Origin of the sequence: Bradyrhizobium sp. CCBAU 21365, assembly GCF_015291305.1 — a bacterium.
In the GTDB taxonomy this organism is placed as follows: domain Bacteria; phylum Pseudomonadota; class Alphaproteobacteria; order Rhizobiales; family Xanthobacteraceae; genus Bradyrhizobium; species Bradyrhizobium elkanii.
The window spans coordinates 4,834,876-4,850,812 of the sequence record NZ_CP030036.1 but is presented as its reverse complement, the minus strand read 5'-3'; the positions used below and the strand labels follow the sequence as shown (position 1 = coordinate 4,850,812).

General features: G+C 66.2%; 14 protein-coding genes. 5 read left to right on the top strand and 9 right to left on the bottom strand.

The annotated features are described in order from the left end of the window. Window positions 1-114: 114 nt before the first annotated feature. From XI02_RS22230 to pcsA, 3 genes are all read right to left on the bottom strand, one after another. Window positions 115-1,089, bottom strand: coding sequence for a quinone oxidoreductase (locus tag XI02_RS22230; protein ID WP_026192759.1), 975 nt, complete (start codon window positions 1,087-1,089; stop codon window positions 115-117). Between the two features lie 159 nt (window positions 1,090-1,248). Next, window positions 1,249-1,974 (bottom strand): TerC family protein, encoded by a 726-nt coding sequence (locus XI02_RS22225; protein WP_172647981.1) that lies wholly within the window; start codon window positions 1,972-1,974, stop codon window positions 1,249-1,251. Next, a complete protein-coding gene (pcsA, locus tag XI02_RS22220) occupies window positions 1,971-2,699 on the bottom strand; it encodes a phosphatidylcholine synthase (protein WP_172647982.1) in 729 nt (242 codons plus the stop codon). Before pcsA ends, XI02_RS22225 begins: the two co-directional genes overlap by 4 nt. A gap of 132 nt (window positions 2,700-2,831) precedes the next feature. On the opposite strand from pcsA, the gene XI02_RS22215 reads away from it, so the two are divergent. Beyond that, entirely contained in the window at window positions 2,832-4,016 is a 1,185-nt protein-coding gene (locus XI02_RS22215) for a UbiH/UbiF family hydroxylase (protein WP_172647983.1), read from the top strand. A 70-nt stretch (window positions 4,017-4,086) separates the two neighbouring features. On the opposite strand, the gene XI02_RS22210 is transcribed toward XI02_RS22215, so the two are convergent. Then, window positions 4,087-5,040 carry an AEC family transporter gene (locus XI02_RS22210; protein ID WP_016845765.1) on the bottom strand — a complete coding sequence of 318 codons (954 nt, stop codon included), beginning with the start codon at window positions 5,038-5,040 and terminating at the stop codon, window positions 4,087-4,089. A gap of 121 nt (window positions 5,041-5,161) precedes the next feature. Here XI02_RS22210 and hspQ point away from each other — a divergent pair, with 121 nt between their 5' ends. Next, entirely contained in the window at window positions 5,162-5,494 is a 333-nt protein-coding gene (hspQ, locus tag XI02_RS22205) for a heat shock protein HspQ (RefSeq protein WP_016845766.1), read from the top strand. Between the two features lie 47 nt (window positions 5,495-5,541). On the opposite strand, the gene XI02_RS22200 is transcribed toward hspQ, so the two are convergent. Together XI02_RS22200 and XI02_RS22195 are read right to left on the bottom strand one after the other, a co-directional pair. After that, complete coding sequence (locus XI02_RS22200; protein ID WP_197971311.1) at window positions 5,542-6,816, bottom strand: MFS transporter; 1,275 nt, start codon at window positions 6,814-6,816, stop codon at window positions 5,542-5,544. 361 nt (window positions 6,817-7,177) lie between these two features. After that, window positions 7,178-8,017: an invasion associated locus B family protein gene (locus XI02_RS22195; protein ID WP_026192757.1), complete on the bottom strand. Its 840-nt coding sequence runs from the start codon at window positions 8,015-8,017 to the stop codon at window positions 7,178-7,180. 319 nt (window positions 8,018-8,336) lie between these two features. Here XI02_RS22195 and XI02_RS22190 point away from each other — a divergent pair, with 319 nt between their 5' ends. The 3 genes from XI02_RS22190 (at window position 8,337) to XI02_RS22180 (ending at window position 13,035) form a co-directional block, all read left to right on the top strand. After that, window positions 8,337-10,121, top strand: a complete 1,785-nt coding sequence (locus XI02_RS22190) for an extracellular solute-binding protein (protein WP_172647984.1) — start codon at window positions 8,337-8,339, stop codon at window positions 10,119-10,121. A gap of 28 nt (window positions 10,122-10,149) precedes the next feature. After that, a complete protein-coding gene (locus XI02_RS22185) occupies window positions 10,150-11,703 on the top strand; it encodes a class I adenylate-forming enzyme family protein (RefSeq protein ID WP_172647985.1) in 1,554 nt (517 codons plus the stop codon). A 105-nt stretch (window positions 11,704-11,808) separates the two neighbouring features. After that, window positions 11,809-13,035 (top strand): GGDEF domain-containing protein, encoded by a 1,227-nt coding sequence (locus XI02_RS22180; RefSeq protein WP_172647986.1) that lies wholly within the window; start codon window positions 11,809-11,811, stop codon window positions 13,033-13,035. 61 nt (window positions 13,036-13,096) lie between these two features. On the opposite strand, the gene XI02_RS22175 is transcribed toward XI02_RS22180, so the two are convergent. The 3 genes from XI02_RS22175 to XI02_RS22165 are packed head-to-tail and all read right to left on the bottom strand — an operon-like array spanning window position 13,097 to window position 15,934. After that, entirely contained in the window at window positions 13,097-14,029 is a 933-nt protein-coding gene (locus XI02_RS22175) for an arginase family protein (RefSeq protein WP_210339746.1), read from the bottom strand. Further along, window positions 14,026-15,282 (bottom strand): M20/M25/M40 family metallo-hydrolase, encoded by a 1,257-nt coding sequence (locus XI02_RS22170; protein WP_172647987.1) that lies wholly within the window; start codon window positions 15,280-15,282, stop codon window positions 14,026-14,028. Before XI02_RS22170 ends, XI02_RS22175 begins: the two co-directional genes overlap by 4 nt. Then, on the bottom strand, window positions 15,269-15,934 hold the full coding sequence (locus tag XI02_RS22165; protein ID WP_018271600.1) for an amino acid ABC transporter permease: 666 nt from the start codon (window positions 15,932-15,934) through the stop codon (window positions 15,269-15,271). The genes XI02_RS22170 and XI02_RS22165 overlap by 14 nt, the downstream gene beginning before the upstream one ends. Window positions 15,935-15,937 lie beyond the last annotated feature (3 nt).

Below are 15,937 nucleotides of genomic sequence, written 5' to 3'. Positions count from 1 at the left end.
AGCGAAGCGAAGCAATCCATCCCTCCACACATGCGGGACAATGGATTGCTTCGACGCTTCAGCGCAAAATTGCTTTGCAATTTTGTCGCGAGCGCCTCGGAATGACGGCGAGAGTTACGGCCGCAGGATCGCTGCGCCGGTGGTCGCCCGGCTCTCCAGGTCGATATGCGCCTTGGCCGCATCCTTCAGTGCATAGGCGTGGTTGATCGGCACGTGCAGCTTGCCGTTGATCACGGCGGCGAACAGCGTGTCGGCGCCTTCGAGCAATTCCTTGCGGGTGCCGACATAGTCGTTGAGCTTGGGCCGCGTCGCGAACAGCGAGCCGTGGTTGTTGAGCTCGGCGAGCGGGAACGGCGGCACCGGACCTGACGCGTTGCCGAAGGAGACGAACAGGCCGCGCGGCCGGAGGCAGGACAGCGATCCCGGGAACGTGGTCTTGCCGACGCCGTCATAGACGACGTCGCAGAGTTCGCCGCGGCTGATCTGCTTGACGCGTTCGACGAAGTTCTCCTCGTTGTAGAGGATGACGTGATCGCAACCATTGGCGAGTGCGAGATCGGCCTTCGCCTTCGAGCCGACGGTGCCGATGACATGCGCGCCGAGCGCCCGCGCCCATTGGCAGGCGAGCAGCCCGATGCCGCCCGCCGCGGCGTGGATCAGCACGCGATGGCCCTGCTCGACCTTGAAGGTCTTGTGCAGAAGGTACCAGACCGTAAGTCCCTTGAGCATCAGCACGGCGCCCTGCTCGTAGGTAATGTGGTCGGGCAGTTTGACGAGCTTGTCGGCCGGGATGACGCGCTCGGACGCGTAGCCGCCGAGATTGTAGTAATAAGCGACGCGGTCGCCGGGATGGAAATTGGTCACCCCCGGCCCCACGGCCAATACCTCGCCTGCAGCCTCGTTGCCGGCGATGAACGGCAGGCCGGGCGCCTTGTAGAGGCCGGTGCGGAAATAGACGTCGATGAAATTCAGACCGACCGCGTGCTGGCGGATCCGGACCTCGCCGGTCCCCGGCGCGCCCACCTCGACGTCCTCATAGGTCAGGACTTCCGGGCCCCCCACCTGGTGCACGCGCACAGCCTTGGTCATGTCGTCGCTCCCCTCAGATATCAGCGTCAGGCGAGCGAATGCCATCGCGGCCGGCTTGTCAACCAAGCGGGCGGGAACCGGCTACGGCATGATCCGGAAAAGCGCGAAGCGGTTTCCCCTCGCGACAAACGCGCAGCGTTTGCGCGGAGACAATGCCCATTAGCGCGCCGGCTTCCTGCGGTTGCGCTTGGCCATGACGTTGAACGCCTCGACGGCGGCCGAGAAGGCGATCGCGAAATAGATGTAGCCGCGCGGAATGTGGAATTTGAAGCCGTCGGCCACCAGCGCCACGCCGATCAGCACCAGGAAGGCCAGCGCCAGCATCTTGGTGGTCGGATGCTCCGCGACAAACCGCGCCACCGGTCCCGACGAGATGTACATGATGGCGCAGGCAATCACCACCGCCGCGATCATGATCTCGATGTCCTGGGCCATGCCGATCGCGGTGATGATCGAATCCAGCGAGAACACCAGGTCGATGATGATGATCTGCACGATCACCCAGAAGAACGCGCTGGCGCTCGGCCTGTCGTCGGCTTCCGCCTCGCGCGCCTCGACCTCGCCGTGGATCTCGTGGGTTGCTTTCGCGATCAGGAACAGGCCGCCGCCGATCAGGATGATGTCGCGCCACGACAGCGCGACGTCTTTCACTGATATCACCGGCTGGGTCAGCCCGATCAGCCAGACCAGGATCGAGAGCAGCACAATGCGGAACACCAGCGCCAGCAGCAGGCCGATCTGCCGCGCGCGCTTGGCCTGTGCCGGCGGGATCCGCGACACGATCACCGACAGGAAAATCACGTTGTCGATGCCGAGCACGATCTCGAGCGCCGTCAGCGTCAGCAGCGCCGCCCAGGCTTCCGGGCTGGTGATCAATTGCATCATGCTCTGAAGGCTTTCATCCGGCGGATCACGGTATCGCTGCCGATGATGTAGGCGGCGATGGCGCAGAGCCCGAAGGTGATCGGGGCTCCGACCACGAAGTCGTTGGCGAGCGTGTACATGCCGAGCAGCGCCCATGCGCCGAGCAGCCACAGCGTCAGCCAGCGCAGCCGCACCACACGCAGCGGGTGCAGCACGTGGAACGGCGCGAAGGTCAGCGCGATCAGGGCCGCGACCACGATCGTCGACAGCACCGGCGGCAGGTGCAGCAGGAACAGATAGAACGCCGCCGCATTCCACAGCGCCGGGAAGCCGCGGAAATGGTTGTCATCGGCCTTCATGCGGCGGTCGGCGAAATACAGCGCGCTGGAGACCACGATGCCGATGCCGAGGATCGGCGCCGCCAGCGGCAGCAGCATGCCGCTCGCGGTGATCGCATAGGCCGGCACGAACACATAGGTGACGAAATCAACCACCAGGTCGAGCACCTCGCCCGACCAGTTCGGCTGCAGCCGCACCACGTCGAACCGGCGCGCCAGCGGGCCGTCGATCCCGTCGATGATCAGCGCGACCCCGAGCCAGGCGAACATGTTGGCCCAGTGCTCGCGCACCGCCTCCAGCATCGCCAGCAGCGCGACCCCGGCGCCGAGCGCCGTGAAAATATGAACGGAGAATGCGGCGGTCCGCAACCGTTCTGGCAACGCATCGGGCTGGCTCGAATGCTCCATCGGCCGAGTGCTATCAGGAATCGGACCGGTTTGCATATGCGGTCTTGCGGCGTTCCGCCGCGCAAAGCGTTGGAAACTCTTGGTGGTTACCGATGGCTTGAAAATCGGGCCAAGCATGTCAAATGTCCTGATATGACCGACAGCTCGCTGGATTATGACGTTATCGTAATAGGCGGCGGTCCGGCCGGATTGACGGCTGCGATTGCCCTTGCCGACGCAGGTGCGCGGACCGCGCTGCTGGCGCGCCGCGCGCCCTATGCCGACAACCGGACCACCGCGCTGCTCGGTGCCTCGACCGATATCCTGGAGCGGCTGGACGTCTGGCGGCGCTGCAGCGACCGAGCGGCGGCGCTCAAGACCATGCGCCTCGTCGACGACACCGGCCGCCTGATCCGCGCGCCCGAGGTGAGCTTCTCGTCCGACGAGATTGGCCGCGAGCAGTTTGGCTTCAACATCGACAACCGCTCGCTGGTCGCGGCGCTCGAGGACCGCGCCGGTGAACTGTCCGCGCTGACGCGGTTCGACGATGAAGCCGCCTCGGTGCGGCCGGACGATGCCGCGGTCACCGTGGTGACGCGGCAGGGCCAGTCGCTTCAGGCCCGGCTCGTGGTCGGTGCCGACGGGCGCAATTCATTGTCCCGCGAGGCCGCCGGCATCGAGGTGACGAGCCGCGAGCTCGGGCAGTCCGCCCTCACCTTCAACATCACCCATACCCGCCCGCACCACAACATCTCGACCGAATTCCACACCGAGCACGGCCCCTGCGTGTTCGTGCCGCTCAGCGGCAACCGAAGCAGCGTGGTCTGGGTCTCGGCGCCCAGGGAGGCCGAGCGGCTGATGGCGCTCGGGGACGACGAATTGTCCCTCGCGGCCGAGCGACAATCGCATTCGATCCTCGGCCGCGTCGAGGTCCAGGGCGGCCGTCACGTGTTTCCGCTCGCGATCGAGCGGCCCCGGCAATTCACCAAAAACCGAATCGCGCTGGTCGGGGAATCCGCCCATGTGCTGCCGCCGATCGGCGCGCAGGGCCTCAATATGGGACTGCGCGATGCCGCCGATATCGCCGAGATCGCGGGTCAGGCGATCGGTCGCGGCGAAGATCCCGGCGCGCCCAATGTGCTGTCGCGCTACCAGGCGGCGCGGCGCCCCGATGTCGCCAGCCGGACCTGGGCTATCGACATCGCCAACCGGTCGCTGCTGAGCGATTTCCTTGGCATGCAGACGGCGCGCGCTGCCGGCCTGCATCTGCTCGGCGCATTCGGCCCACTGCGGCGCCTCGCGATGCGCGAAGGCCTTGCCCCGTCTTGGCGGCGGTGAGCAAAGCGTTTCCGAGCGAAGTGGGTACCGGTTCGCGTTAAGAAAACGCGTCAAATAAGAAGCGCGCCGATCAGGGAAACACCAGCCGTCCGCTCTGGATGAACCACATCACGCTGGTCAGCGTGACCACCGAGGCGAAGGTGCCGATCAGCACCGCGACCGAGGCCGGCTCGATCCAGGTGTCGTTCTGCCGCGCGATCACGAACACGTTGAGCGCCGGCGGCAGCGACGCCATCAGCACCGCCGTCGCAGCCCAAGGCTGCGCGAACGGGCCGAACAGCAGCATCAGGCCGAACGCCAGCAGCGGATGGATCAAAAGCTTGATCGCGACCACGCCCGGGACCTCCCACGGCACCCGCTCGAACGGCCGCAGCGCCACCGTGATGCCGAGCACGAACAGCGCCGTCGGCGCGGCGGCGTTTTCCAGGAACTGGATGGTGCGATCGAGCGCGACCGGGATCGGGATGTGAAACGCGGCGACCAGCGCCCCGAACACGGCCGACATGATCAGCGGGTTCTGCACGATCTGCCGCAGCACCACGCCAAGTGCGTGCAGCAGCGAGGGATGGTCGCGGTCGGTGAGCTCGATCAAGAGCGGCACGATCGAGAACAGGAAGATGCTGTCGCAGCAGAAGATCAGCGCGGTCGGCGCCGCCGCCTTGGCACCGAGCACGGCAAGCGCGAGGCCAGGCCCCATATAGCCGATATTGCCGTAGGCGCCTGACAGGCCGGCCAGCGTCGCCTCGCGCAGCGTAAGCCCGCCGATCACCTTGCCCGCGACCATCGCCAGGAAGAATGCGAGCACGGTTCCGAGCGTGGTGGCGATCAGGAATGGCGGGTTGTTCAGCTCCGCAAACGGCGTCTTGGACATGATCCCGAACAGCAGCGCCGGCAACGAAACGTAAAGCAGGAAGAAATTCATCCAGGCGAGCCCGCTCTCGGGCAGCCCCTTGGCCTTGCCGCACGCGTAACCGATGAAGATCAAGCCGAAATACGGCAACGCCAGATTGAGGATATCGATCATTCTGAAAGTAGTTTCTCGGCCGGATTTCGGGTCGTTTTTGCAGGGCTGGAATCGGTAAAGCGCGGGTTAATTCGGAGCTTAGCCCCTAGCATCGGCCACAATGTTGGTCTATCGACGAGCCATGATCAAAGCGCGCACCGCCAAGTTTCAGATCGGGCAGATCGTCCGTCACCGGGTGTTCTCCTTCCGGGGCGTGATTTTTGACATCGACCCGGAGTTCAACAACACCGAGGAATGGTGGCTGTCGATCCCCGAGGACATGCGGCCCCACAAGGACCAGCCGTTCTACCACTTGCTCGCGGAAAACTCGGAGAGCGAGTACGTCGCCTATGTCTCGGAGCAGAACCTCCTGCCCGACGAGTCCGGCGAGCCGATCCGGCATTCGCAGGTGGCGGAGATCTTCATCAAGGACAAATCGGGCGGCTACCGTCCGCGCAACCCGTCGCTGAACTGAGGTTCGGCGGCGCTCCGGCGGATGCCACGGCGGTCGCGCTGCCACGCTCACACCCCCTCGCGCCTGGCCAGGACAACCGCGATCGCCCAGACGGCAAAGCCCGCCAGCGCCAGCCCCGCGCCGACCAGGCCGGTCGACGTCCAGCCATAACCCGCGGCAACCGCCATTCCGCCGAGCCATGGCCCCAGTGCATTGGCGACGTTGAAGGCGGAGTGGTTGAGCGCGGCGGCGAGGCTCTGCGCCTCGCCCGCGACGTCCATCAGGCGGGTCTGCAACACGGTGGCGAGCGCCCCGCCCAGCCCGATCAGGAACACGTCGGCGGTCAGCGTCCAGAAATTTCCGGCCGCCAGCGGATAGAGCGCGAGCGTCGCCGCCGACCATAGCAGGAGCCCGCCTGCGGTTGCCATCAGCGCGCGGTCGGCAAAGCGCGGCACGATGATGTTGCCGGCGGTAAGGCCGGCGCCGAACACGCACAGCGTGACCGGCACCAGCGCGGGCGAGGTGTGGGTCACCGCCAGCATGGTCGACGCCAGATAGGTGTAGACCGAGAACAGCCCGCCGAAACCGATGGCGCCGATCGCCAGCGTCAGCCAGACATGCTTGCGCCCGAGTGCCGACAGTTCGCGCAGCGGGCTCGCCTTGCTGTTGGCGGCATCACGCGGGGCGAAGATCAGCACCAGCACCGCGGTCAACAGCGCAAGGCCGGCAACGATCGCGAAGGCCCAGCGCCAGCCGATCGCCTGCCCGACCCCGTTGGCGAGTGGAACGCCGATCGTCGTCGCGATGGTGAGCCCCAGCAGCACGCGGCCGACCGCCGCCGTGCGCTTGTCCGTTGGGACCAGCGAGGCCGCGACCAGCATGGCGATGCCGAAATAGGCGCCGTGCGGCAGCCCCGCCAGGAAGCGCAGCGCCAGCATGGTGTGATAATCGGGCGCGAGCCCCGAAAGGCCGTTCATCAGCGCGAAGAAGCCCATCAGCGCGATCAGCAGCGTCCGCCGCGTCATGCGCGCCGACAGCACCGCGATCACCGGCGCACCGACGACAACGCCGAGCGCGTAGGCGCTGATCGCGTGGCCGGCCTGGGGCTCGCTGATGTGCAGGTCGCGGGCGAAGAACGGCAACAGGCTCATGGTCGCGAACTCGGCGATGCCGATCGCAAAGCCGCCCATCGCCAGCGCGAGATGGACGATGCCGGGATGAAAGTTACCGGGGGCGTTATCCTGGCTGACGCGAACGCCAGCATCGACCGAAGCACCGCCGGTCGGCTGCTCCCGGGGCCGGAAGCGCGGTTCGCGCCGCTGCGTGCTGACTTGCCGGGACATTGCGCGACTTCCATGACTGCGAACGGCGGCCAGGATTCGCGGAGGAACCACGCGCGCATTTGCGCATCGAAGGCGCTGTTCGCGCTTTCGTCTGGCCTCCCGTATCGGATTTATGATTGTGCTTCGACGCCGGACTTGTCCGGACCAGGCACCAACGATGCGCGCTCATCGCGCGAGGCAATCGCAGCACCCTTCGATGACCATCGCATACGATCTGCGCGATCACCAGCGCAGCAGGCTGCCAGCAGCCAGTCCGTTTCGCATGACAAAAAAGGCGCCCTTCCGGGCGCCTTTTGATCGCGATGATCTCGCGTTTTCTTGAACGCGCGATTGAAGTGTTTGCGAAGTGTTTACGAAATGTTTACTTGGCCGCCGGGTTGGCCGGCGCCGGAGCCTGCGCAGAGCCACCGCCCGCACCTTCCAGCTTCTTGCGCTGCTCTTCGGCGCGCTTCTGCAACTCTTCCTGCAGCTTCTTCGAGTTTTCCTCGAACACCTTCGGATCGGTCGGCGGGCCGTCATAGGCCTTGGCGAATTCGGTGTTGAGCGGCAGCGGCAGCGTCAGCGGCGCGCCGTTCGAATTGATCGCCTGGACCACGAGGTTCTGGCCCTTCTTCATGTTGGCGATCAGCTCGGGCGTTGCTTCATAGTCGGACATGCAGCCGTTCTGGAAGCAGATCACATAGGGCGCCTGCTGCGGCGGGTTGCCGTCGACGATGATGCGGGTGCCGTGCACGAGCTGCATGCCGAGCGGCAGCGTGACGCGCAGGATCTTCTTCGGCTCGCCTTCCGGCTCGATGATCACGGCGGCAATCACCGGCTGGCCCGACTCGATGCGGCCGTCCTTGCCGGTGAAGCAGACCTGCTTGGCGTTGGCTTCCTGGCCCTTCAGGCAGAACTTGGTCCAGGGGGCGTAGATCAGCTGGATCTGCTGATCCTGGGGCGGCTGCTGGCCGGCCGCAGCGGGCGCCTGGCCTGCGGCCGGCGCCTGGGCGGCCGGTGCCGGGGCTGCCGGAGCCGGCGCCTTCGGAGCTGCCTTGGGTGCCGCCTTGGGCGCGGCCTTCGGTGCCGCAGGCGCCGGCGCTGCCGGCTGCTGGGCCTGAGCGGCAGGAACCAGGAGCGCTGCAGAGAATGCCGTCGCCGCCATCAGGGCAACAATTCGCCCATGCGGCCGGACCGGGGCGGCCAAGATACGGAAATTCATTGCGGAAAACCCTTTCTGAACGGAAGCCCGAAACCGCTGCAGGCGCCGACACATAGCCGTTTGGGCGGCTGTCTCCTAGTCAATTGAGGCGGATACGTGACAGGCGTTCCCGCCTTCGAATTGCACGCCTTCAATACAGCGGCGCGCGGAAAGATCAATGCCGACAAGCGGATTTGCGCCCATCTCGCGGCGAGTTTCAGCGGCCTGTGATAAACCTCCGGACGTGACGTTTCGCGAATCAAATCCGGCGCCTCACGCACGTGTTCCCGGGCACACTTGGCGCGCCGCATGGGCTGCCATCTGGCTGGTCTCGGGATGCATGATGAGCGGGCCGGCCCCTGCGGCGGCCGCCGAGAGCCACGCGATCGCGATGCATGGCGACCCCGCGCTGCCACCCGACTTTGCCCACCTGCCCTATGCCAATCCCGACGCTCCCAAGGGCGGCCGCCTGATCCAGGGTGTGATCGGCACCTTCGACAGCCTCAATCCGATGATCATCAGGGGCGTCCCCGTGCAGCAGGTCAGGGGCTACGGCTATGAGCGCGGTTATGTCTACGAAAGCCTGATGGCGCGCGGCAACAACGAGCCGTTCACGCTGTACGGCCTGCTCGCGCGCAGCGTCGAGACCGACGACGCCAGAAGCTATGTGACGTTCCACATCGATCCCCGCGCCCGCTTCTCGGACGGCCGGCCGGTGCTGGCCGACGACGTGCTGTTCTCGCTGGCGCTGCTGCGTGACCACGGCCGTCCGATGCACCGTCAGTATTATTCGAAAGTCGCAAAGGCCGAGGCGCTCGACCCGCTCACGGTCCGGTTCGATTTCGGCGACGTGGCGGATCGCGAATTGCCGCTGATCCTCGGCCTGATGCCGATCCTGCCGCGGCACGCCATCGACCCCGAAAAATTCGAGGAAACGACCTTAGCGCCGCCAATCGGGTCCGGCCCCTACCGTGTGACGACGGTCAAGCCCGGCGCCAGCGTCACCTTCACGCAGGATCTCAATTATTGGGGCCGCGACCTGCCGATCAACCGCGGCCTCTGGAACTTCGACGAGATCAGGCTCGATTACTACCGCGAGGCCAACGGCATGTTCGAGGCCTTCAAGCGCGGCCTGTATGATTTCCGGACCGAGACCGAGCCGCTGCGCTGGCACGACGGCTACGACTTCCCGGCGGCGCGCAACGGCGAGGTGATCCGCGACACCATCAAGATCGGCACGCCGCGGCCGTCCGAATTTCTGGTGTTCAACAGCCGGCGGCCGAAATTCGCCGACCTGCGGGTGCGTCAGGCACTGGCGATGCTGTTCGATTTCGAATGGGTCAACCGCAACTACTATTTCGGGCTATTTTCGCGCGCCGGCGGTTTCTTCGCCGGATCGGATCTGTCCGCCTATGGCCGCCCCGCCGACGATCGCGAGCGCGAGCTGCTCAAACCATACCTGTCGCACATCCAGCCCGAGATCCTCGACGGCCGCTATCGTCTGCCGGTCACCGACGGGTCGGGGCGCGACCGCGGCCTTCTGCGCAATGCGCTCGCGCTGCTCGCCGAGGCGGGCTACGCGCTCGACGGCACAGTCTTGAAGCAGCGCTCGACAGGGACGCCGCTCCGCATCGAGATCCTGGTGACGACGCGCGAGCATGAGCGGATCGCCCTCGCCTATCAGCGTGACCTGAAGCGGGCCGGCATCGAAGCCGTGGTGCGGGTGGTCGACGCGGTGCAGTTCGAGCAGCGCCGCGTCGGCTATGACTTCGACATGATCCCCATCCGCTGGGACCAGTCGCTGTCGCCGGGCAACGAGCAGTGGTTCTACTGGAGCAGCCAGGCCGCCGATGTGCCGGGCACAAGGAATTACATGGGCGCCAGGGATCCCGCCATCGACGCCATGATCGCGGCGCTGCTCGCGGCGCGCGAGCGGCCGGCCTTCGTCTCGGCGGTGCGGGCGCTGGACCGGGCCCTGATGTCGGGCTGTTACGCTATCCCCCTATTTAACTTGGGAGAGCAATGGATCGCGCGCTGGAATCGGATAGAACGGCCTTCGACCACGGCGTTGACGGGCTACCTGCCGGAGACTTGGTGGCAGAAGCCCGGCGCGCAATCCAGATGATTGGCCGAGTGATACGACCCGACGCGGCATGACCTGGTCCGAGCGAAGCGATGCAACCGACGTTGAACCCGTGAACCAGTCGATCACCTCGCCAACGCTCGATACCCTGTTCAAGCGCACCTTGGCGCGGCAGCCCGAGGCGCTGGCGCTGGTCGACCCGCTCAACAAGCAGCGCATCACCGGACAGACGCGCAAGCGCCTGACCTATGCCCAGGCCGACCGCGCGATCTCGGCGATCGCCGCCCACTTCGTCCAGAGCGGATTGCCGGCCAACACGGTGATCGCCGTGCAGTTGCCCGGCACGGTTGAATTGGCCCTCACGGTCCTCGCCGCGCATCGGGTCGGCCTGGTTGTGGTGCCGCTGCCGCTGCTGTGGCGGCAGGCCGAGCTGACGTCCGTGCTCAACCGCACCGCGGCGCGGGCGATCGTCAGCTGCGGCCGGATCGACGGCGTCTCCTATGCCGACATCGCCATGAACGCCGCGGCGGAAGCCTTCTCGATCCGCCATGTCTGCGGCTTCGGGAATGATCTGCCCGAAGGCATGGCGTCGCTCGACCAGGCGATCCTGGAAGACTCCCGGGCCTCGCGCCCGATGATCGAGGACGGCCGCAAGCCGGCGCTGATTTCCTTCGATGTCACCAGCGGCGGTCTTCGTCCGGTGCCGCGGGCGCATTTCGGCCTGATTGCCGGCGGGCTCGCGATGTCGCTGGAGAGCGATCTGGCGCCAGGCGCCACCATCATGTCGGCGTTCGCGCCGATGTCGTTCGCCGGCATCTGCGCGTCGCTGGTGACTTGGCTGCTGTCGGGCGGAACGCTGGTGCTGCACCACCCGTTCGACGAGGACGCGTTCGAGACCCAGTTCAACGATCACGCCTGCAACACGCTGATCGCGCCGGCGCAGCTCGCGTTGCGGCTCGACGAGCGCGGCCTGTCGGAGCGCCTGCCCAGCCTGCGCACCGTGATCGGCCTCTGGCGTACGCCGGAGCAGGTTGCCTCCAGTGCGCACTGGACCTCGCGGCCGGTGACCATGACCGACGTCTATCTGTTCGGCGAGGCCGGGCTGTTCGGCGCCCGCCGGACCGCCGAGGACGGATCGCCGGCCCTGATCAAGCCGGGGCCGCACAGCGCGCCGCGCGAAGCACCCGGCGCATCGGTCGCCGGCGAGATCCTGCTGACGCCGAAGGGCACGCTCGGCCTGCGCGGCCCGATGGTGCCGGTCGCCGCCTATGCGCCGCCGCCTCCGCCCGGCGACAGCCTGATCGCGCCGCCGCCGCACGATTTCGTCGACACCGAATATGCCGCACGGGTCGATCGCGCGACCGGGGCCATCAACATCACCGCACCGCCGTCGGGGGTGATGACGGTCGGCGGCTACCGCTTCCTCGCCCAGGAACTGCAGGAGTGGTCGCGCCGCCTCGGCCAGGGCGCGCTGCTCACCGCATTGCCGGACCGCCTCAGCGGCCACCGGCTGGCCGGACGGGCGCAGGACAATGCGCGCGCCCGCGACGCCCTCACAGAACTTGGGCTTAACCCCTTGATGGTCGAAGCATTTCGCGACCGTGGCGGCGCCGGGGTGAGTTAAAATCTTATCATTGCGTTAGTCTTATCATTGTGTTGACGCCGCATTAAGCCATGCGAACTAGCATCGCAGCCGTTGCTGATTTCTGCATTGGTTTCGAGCGTTCGAATGTCCCAACAAGGTCCGGTCCTCATCGTATCGGCGTCGACAAAGCCGTCGTTTGCCGCAGTCCTCGATGAGACGAAACTGTTCCCGGTCGTGGTCAGCGACTGGAACGAGGCCGGACGGGCCATCGAGCAGGTCAAGCCGGCAGCGATCATCGCGGCCGCCGAGGGCGTCGACTTCGTCACCCTGTCGGGTCTCGCCAAGCGCGCCGCCGCCCGCGCGCCGTATCTGCCGGTGATCGCGGTCGATCCCGCGACCACCCTGCCCGACACCGTGATCGCATTCTTCCAGAGCAAGGGTTTGCCGGATCGGCTGGTCGCCCGGCTCAATGCGTCGTTACGCGTTCGCGGCCTGCATGCCACCGTGATGCGCCGCCTGGTGCCGCCGGCACCGATCGCCCTGTCTGACATCGATCCGATCGGAGAGGCCACCGCGCTGTTGATCGGCCGCGGCGGCGCCTACCCGACGCTGTCGGTCGCGCTCGGCGAACGCGCCGGCGTGGTCGGTGCGCTCAGCATCGAGGCCGCCGCCAAGCATCTCTCGAGCCGCGATATCGACGGCATCGTGCTGGCGGAAGGCTTCACGCCGCGGGTGATGGATGCGTTCCTAACCGTGCTGACCGAGGACGTCCGCTTCCGCCCGTTGCCCGTGATCGTCGCCTCGGGCGAGTTGACGCCACGATACGAACTGCCCAATCTCGAGATTGTCACGGCCGGGCCGACGCGCATCGCCGACATGGCGCTGCCGATGATCCGCCAGCACGCCTTCGAGGCGCGGCTCGGCCGCATGCTGAAGGCGATCGACGCCAAGGGCCTGATCGATGCCCGCACCGGCCTGCTCACCAAGGCCGCGTTCGAGCGCGATTTTGCGACCGCCGTCTACCAGACCGCCGAGCGCGGCGGCGCGCTCTCGGTGGCACGCTTCACCTTCGACAACACGCAGCCGCGCGCGCAATTCGACGGCGCGCGAATCATCAGCCGGCTGATGCGCCAGACCGATTTCGGCGCGGTGCATGACGACCGCTCGCTGGTCGTCGCATTCGCCGGAACCGACCTGCGCAATGCGCAGGCGATCACGCGGCGACTGGCCAGCGTGATGCGCCACACCCAGAACGGCCGCCGCGACACGCGCGCCGAGCCCGCCGTCAGCGTCGCAACGCTCATGCCGGGCGATTCCGCGATCTCGCTGCTCGGGCGTTTGTTCGGTATGCCGGAGCGCGCAGCGTCGTAAGGCCGCGGATTTCAGGGCACGGTCATCGCCGGCGCGGCATCCCCATCAAGCCGCTGCGATTTCAGTCCGGCAACAACCCCATGCCCGCGGCAAGCAGCACGAGAGCCTCCATGATCATATGGGCGCAGAGCTGCGCGGCCATCCCCTGAACGTCCTGTGGCGGGCTGACCGTGTTGAAATCCATCGCGACGATATTCAAGCCTGAAAGGCTGCGCAGCAATTCGATCCCCTCGCGGGCCGACAGGCCTCCCCAGGCGGGCGTGCAGACGCCGGGAGCGACCGACGGATCGAACACATCCATGTCCCAGCACAGATAGACCGGTCGCGCGCCGACGACCTGGCTGAATTCCGCGACGGTCTGCGCGAAACCGCGCCGCATCAGCTCCTCGATCGTGACGACGCGAAATCCGAGCGACCGCGTATGTTCGAGCACACCCGGGCAATAGGTGAATCCGCGCACGCCGATGAAGGATCGGCCGGCGTTCACCACGCCTTCCTGCGCCGCGTTGGTGAACTGCGTGGCCGCATTGTACCGATCGTCCGGCGTATACGGATATGCATCGGTATGGCTGTCGATATGCAGTGCAACGAGATCCTTGTGATACCGGGCGGCGGCGCGCATCAGCGGAAGCGAGACCGAACCGTCGCCGCCGATCCCGACCGGCACCGCGCCAAGCTCGAGAATCTGGCCAGCGGCAGCCTCGATCTTGACAAAGGCGTCTTCGATGCGTCCCGGCACCAAGGCAACATCGCCGGCATCGACTGCACCCAGCAATGACAGCACATCGACGTCGGCGAGCGACGGATGATAGCGGCGAATGAGCCGCGACTCCCGCCGGACCTCCAGCGGACCTTGCCGGGCGCCGACGCGGAACGGATGCGTGCCGCAGTCGAACGGCACGCCGAGCACGGCAGCGCGGCTGCCGGGGCGCGGTAACCCCGCCGGCAATCCCATGAATGTTTCCGGACCCACGAAACCCGCCACGTCGCTCATTTTCTGCTCTCTCTTGTCAGCATGTCGAAGGCGGTCAGCGCGTGCACGCGCGACACCGTCGCCAGTTCGGCGATGTCAGCATACTCGTCCGGCGCGCCCATGTTGTGAGGAGTCGGCCCATAGACCACCGTCGGGATTCCGGCCATTCGAAACCAGCGCGCATCGGAGCCGCCGACGCGCATGTTGATCGCCGGCGCCCTGCCGATGATGTCCGTCGCCGCAGTCGCGCAGCGCGTGACGATCTCGTCACCGGGGCCGGTGTGATTGGGCTCGAAGCAACGCAACACGCGCCATGTGATGCCGGGCAGATCGAGCACCTCCCGCAACAGCGCGAGTACAGCTTCCGACGTGACGCCGACCGGCAAACGCAGGTCGATGGCCGCGCGTGCCCGGCTCGGCACCAGGTTCGGCGACGAACCGCCACTCACCGTTCCGATGTTGACCGTGACGCGCGACAGGACGTCGGCTTCGCCGGCGCCGCACAGCGGTTCGGAGACAGGCCTTGCACGGCGGATGGCGTCGGCGACATTGACCGGCATCGCAACCGCCAGGCTGCGCAGCTCACTCACTCTGTCCAGCGCTTCGCGCAAGCGATCGATCGCATTGATGCCGAGATGAACATGCGCGCCGTGCGCCGCGCTGCCTTCCGCCTCGATCTCGATCCAGAGGAATCCCTTCTCGCCGAAGCGCAGCACCATCGGTGAACCGGCGTCGCCAATGATCACGGCGTCGCCGCTGGCATGGGGGACCTGGTCGAGCAGGTATTTGGTCCCGTATGGACCCATGCTTTCCTCGTCGCCGGCGAGCGTCAGCACCACCTCTCCCGCCCATGCCTCGCGCTGCTCGGCCAGCGCGGCCATCGCGGCTATCGATGCCGCGATGCCGCCCTTCATGTCGGCAGCGCCGCGGCCGTAAAGGCGGCCGCCTACGACCTCTCCGTCGGGATTGACCGACCAGCTCATCCGCTCGCCCAACGGATAGGTGTCGAGATGGCCGTTGAACACGATGCGGCGGCCGGGGGCATGACCCTTGATCCGTGCGACGACGTTGACGATCTCGGCTGTCCCCGGATGCAGCTCAACCGCAACGCCAGGCACATGGGCGCTGAGAAGATCCGCCGCCAGCGCCGCCACAGCGCGGGTATCGCCGTCCGGATTTGGCGACGGCACTCCGATCAGCCGCATCGCCAGCTCGACGACCTGGCTGGTCCGATCGCTCGAAACCGCGCGGCGAACTTGATCAACGTCGTGCAAGGCGCGCTTCCCATATGCGGATTGAGTGGGTGAGCGGCCAGCAGATCGCGAAATACACCACCGCGATGAAGGTGAATATTTCCAGCGGCCTGAACGTCGATGACGACAACTCCATGCCGCGCCGCGTGACCTCGCCGACCGACACCACGGACGCAAGCGAGGAATATTTGATGAGCTGGACGAAGTTGGCGGCGAGCGGCGGCAGCACGCTGCGAATCGCCTGCGGGCCGACGATCCGCACAAAGCTCTGCGCGGGCGTCAGGCCGAGCACCTGCGCCGCTTCGCGGTGCCCGACCGGAACGGTCTGGATGCCCGCTCTGAAGACCTCGGAGATGAACACCGCCGAATAGAGCGAGAGACCGAGGATCGACGCGGCCAGCGCATCGATCCTCACATTGAAGACGATCGGCAGCACGTAATAGACCCATAGCAGCTGCACGAGGATTGGCGTATTGCGGACGATTTCGCCGACCGAAAGCGCGATGATGCGCGCGAAGCGGAAACGGGACATCTGCATGATCGCGATGACGAGCCCCAACAGGGTCGCCACCACGAGCGTGACAATTGAAATGAACAGGGTCATTTCCATGCCGGAGGCAAGAAAACCCAGATTGTTCGGGATGACGTCCCAGCGAAAGCTGTAGCTTTGCATCTG

Bases quoted from the DNA above. Each gene is read 5' to 3' on its own strand.
- XI02_RS22230 (WP_026192759.1), bottom strand. From the start codon at position 1,089: ATGACCAAGGCTGTGCGCGTGCACCAGGTGGGGGGCCCGGAAGTCCTG.
- XI02_RS22225 (WP_172647981.1), bottom strand. From the start codon at position 1,974: ATGATGCAATTGATCACCAGCCCGGAAGCCTGGGCGGCGCTGCTGACG.
- pcsA (WP_172647982.1), bottom strand. From the start codon at position 2,699: ATGGAGCATTCGAGCCAGCCCGATGCGTTGCCAGAACGGTTGCGGACC.
- XI02_RS22215 (WP_172647983.1), top strand. From the start codon at position 2,832: ATGACCGACAGCTCGCTGGATTATGACGTTATCGTAATAGGCGGCGGT.
- XI02_RS22210 (WP_016845765.1), bottom strand. From the start codon at position 5,040: ATGATCGATATCCTCAATCTGGCGTTGCCGTATTTCGGCTTGATCTTC.
- hspQ (WP_016845766.1), top strand. From the start codon at position 5,162: ATGATCAAAGCGCGCACCGCCAAGTTTCAGATCGGGCAGATCGTCCGT.
- XI02_RS22200 (WP_197971311.1), bottom strand. From the start codon at position 6,816: ATGTCCCGGCAAGTCAGCACGCAGCGGCGCGAACCGCGCTTCCGGCCC.
- XI02_RS22195 (WP_026192757.1), bottom strand. From the start codon at position 8,017: ATGAATTTCCGTATCTTGGCCGCCCCGGTCCGGCCGCATGGGCGAATT.
- XI02_RS22190 (WP_172647984.1), top strand. From the start codon at position 8,337: ATGATGAGCGGGCCGGCCCCTGCGGCGGCCGCCGAGAGCCACGCGATC.
- XI02_RS22185 (WP_172647985.1), top strand. From the start codon at position 10,150: ATGACCTGGTCCGAGCGAAGCGATGCAACCGACGTTGAACCCGTGAAC.
- XI02_RS22180 (WP_172647986.1), top strand. From the start codon at position 11,809: ATGTCCCAACAAGGTCCGGTCCTCATCGTATCGGCGTCGACAAAGCCG.
- XI02_RS22175 (WP_210339746.1), bottom strand. From the start codon at position 14,029: ATGAGCGACGTGGCGGGTTTCGTGGGTCCGGAAACATTCATGGGATTG.
- XI02_RS22165 (WP_018271600.1), bottom strand. From the start codon at position 15,934: ATGCAAAGCTACAGCTTTCGCTGGGACGTCATCCCGAACAATCTGGGT.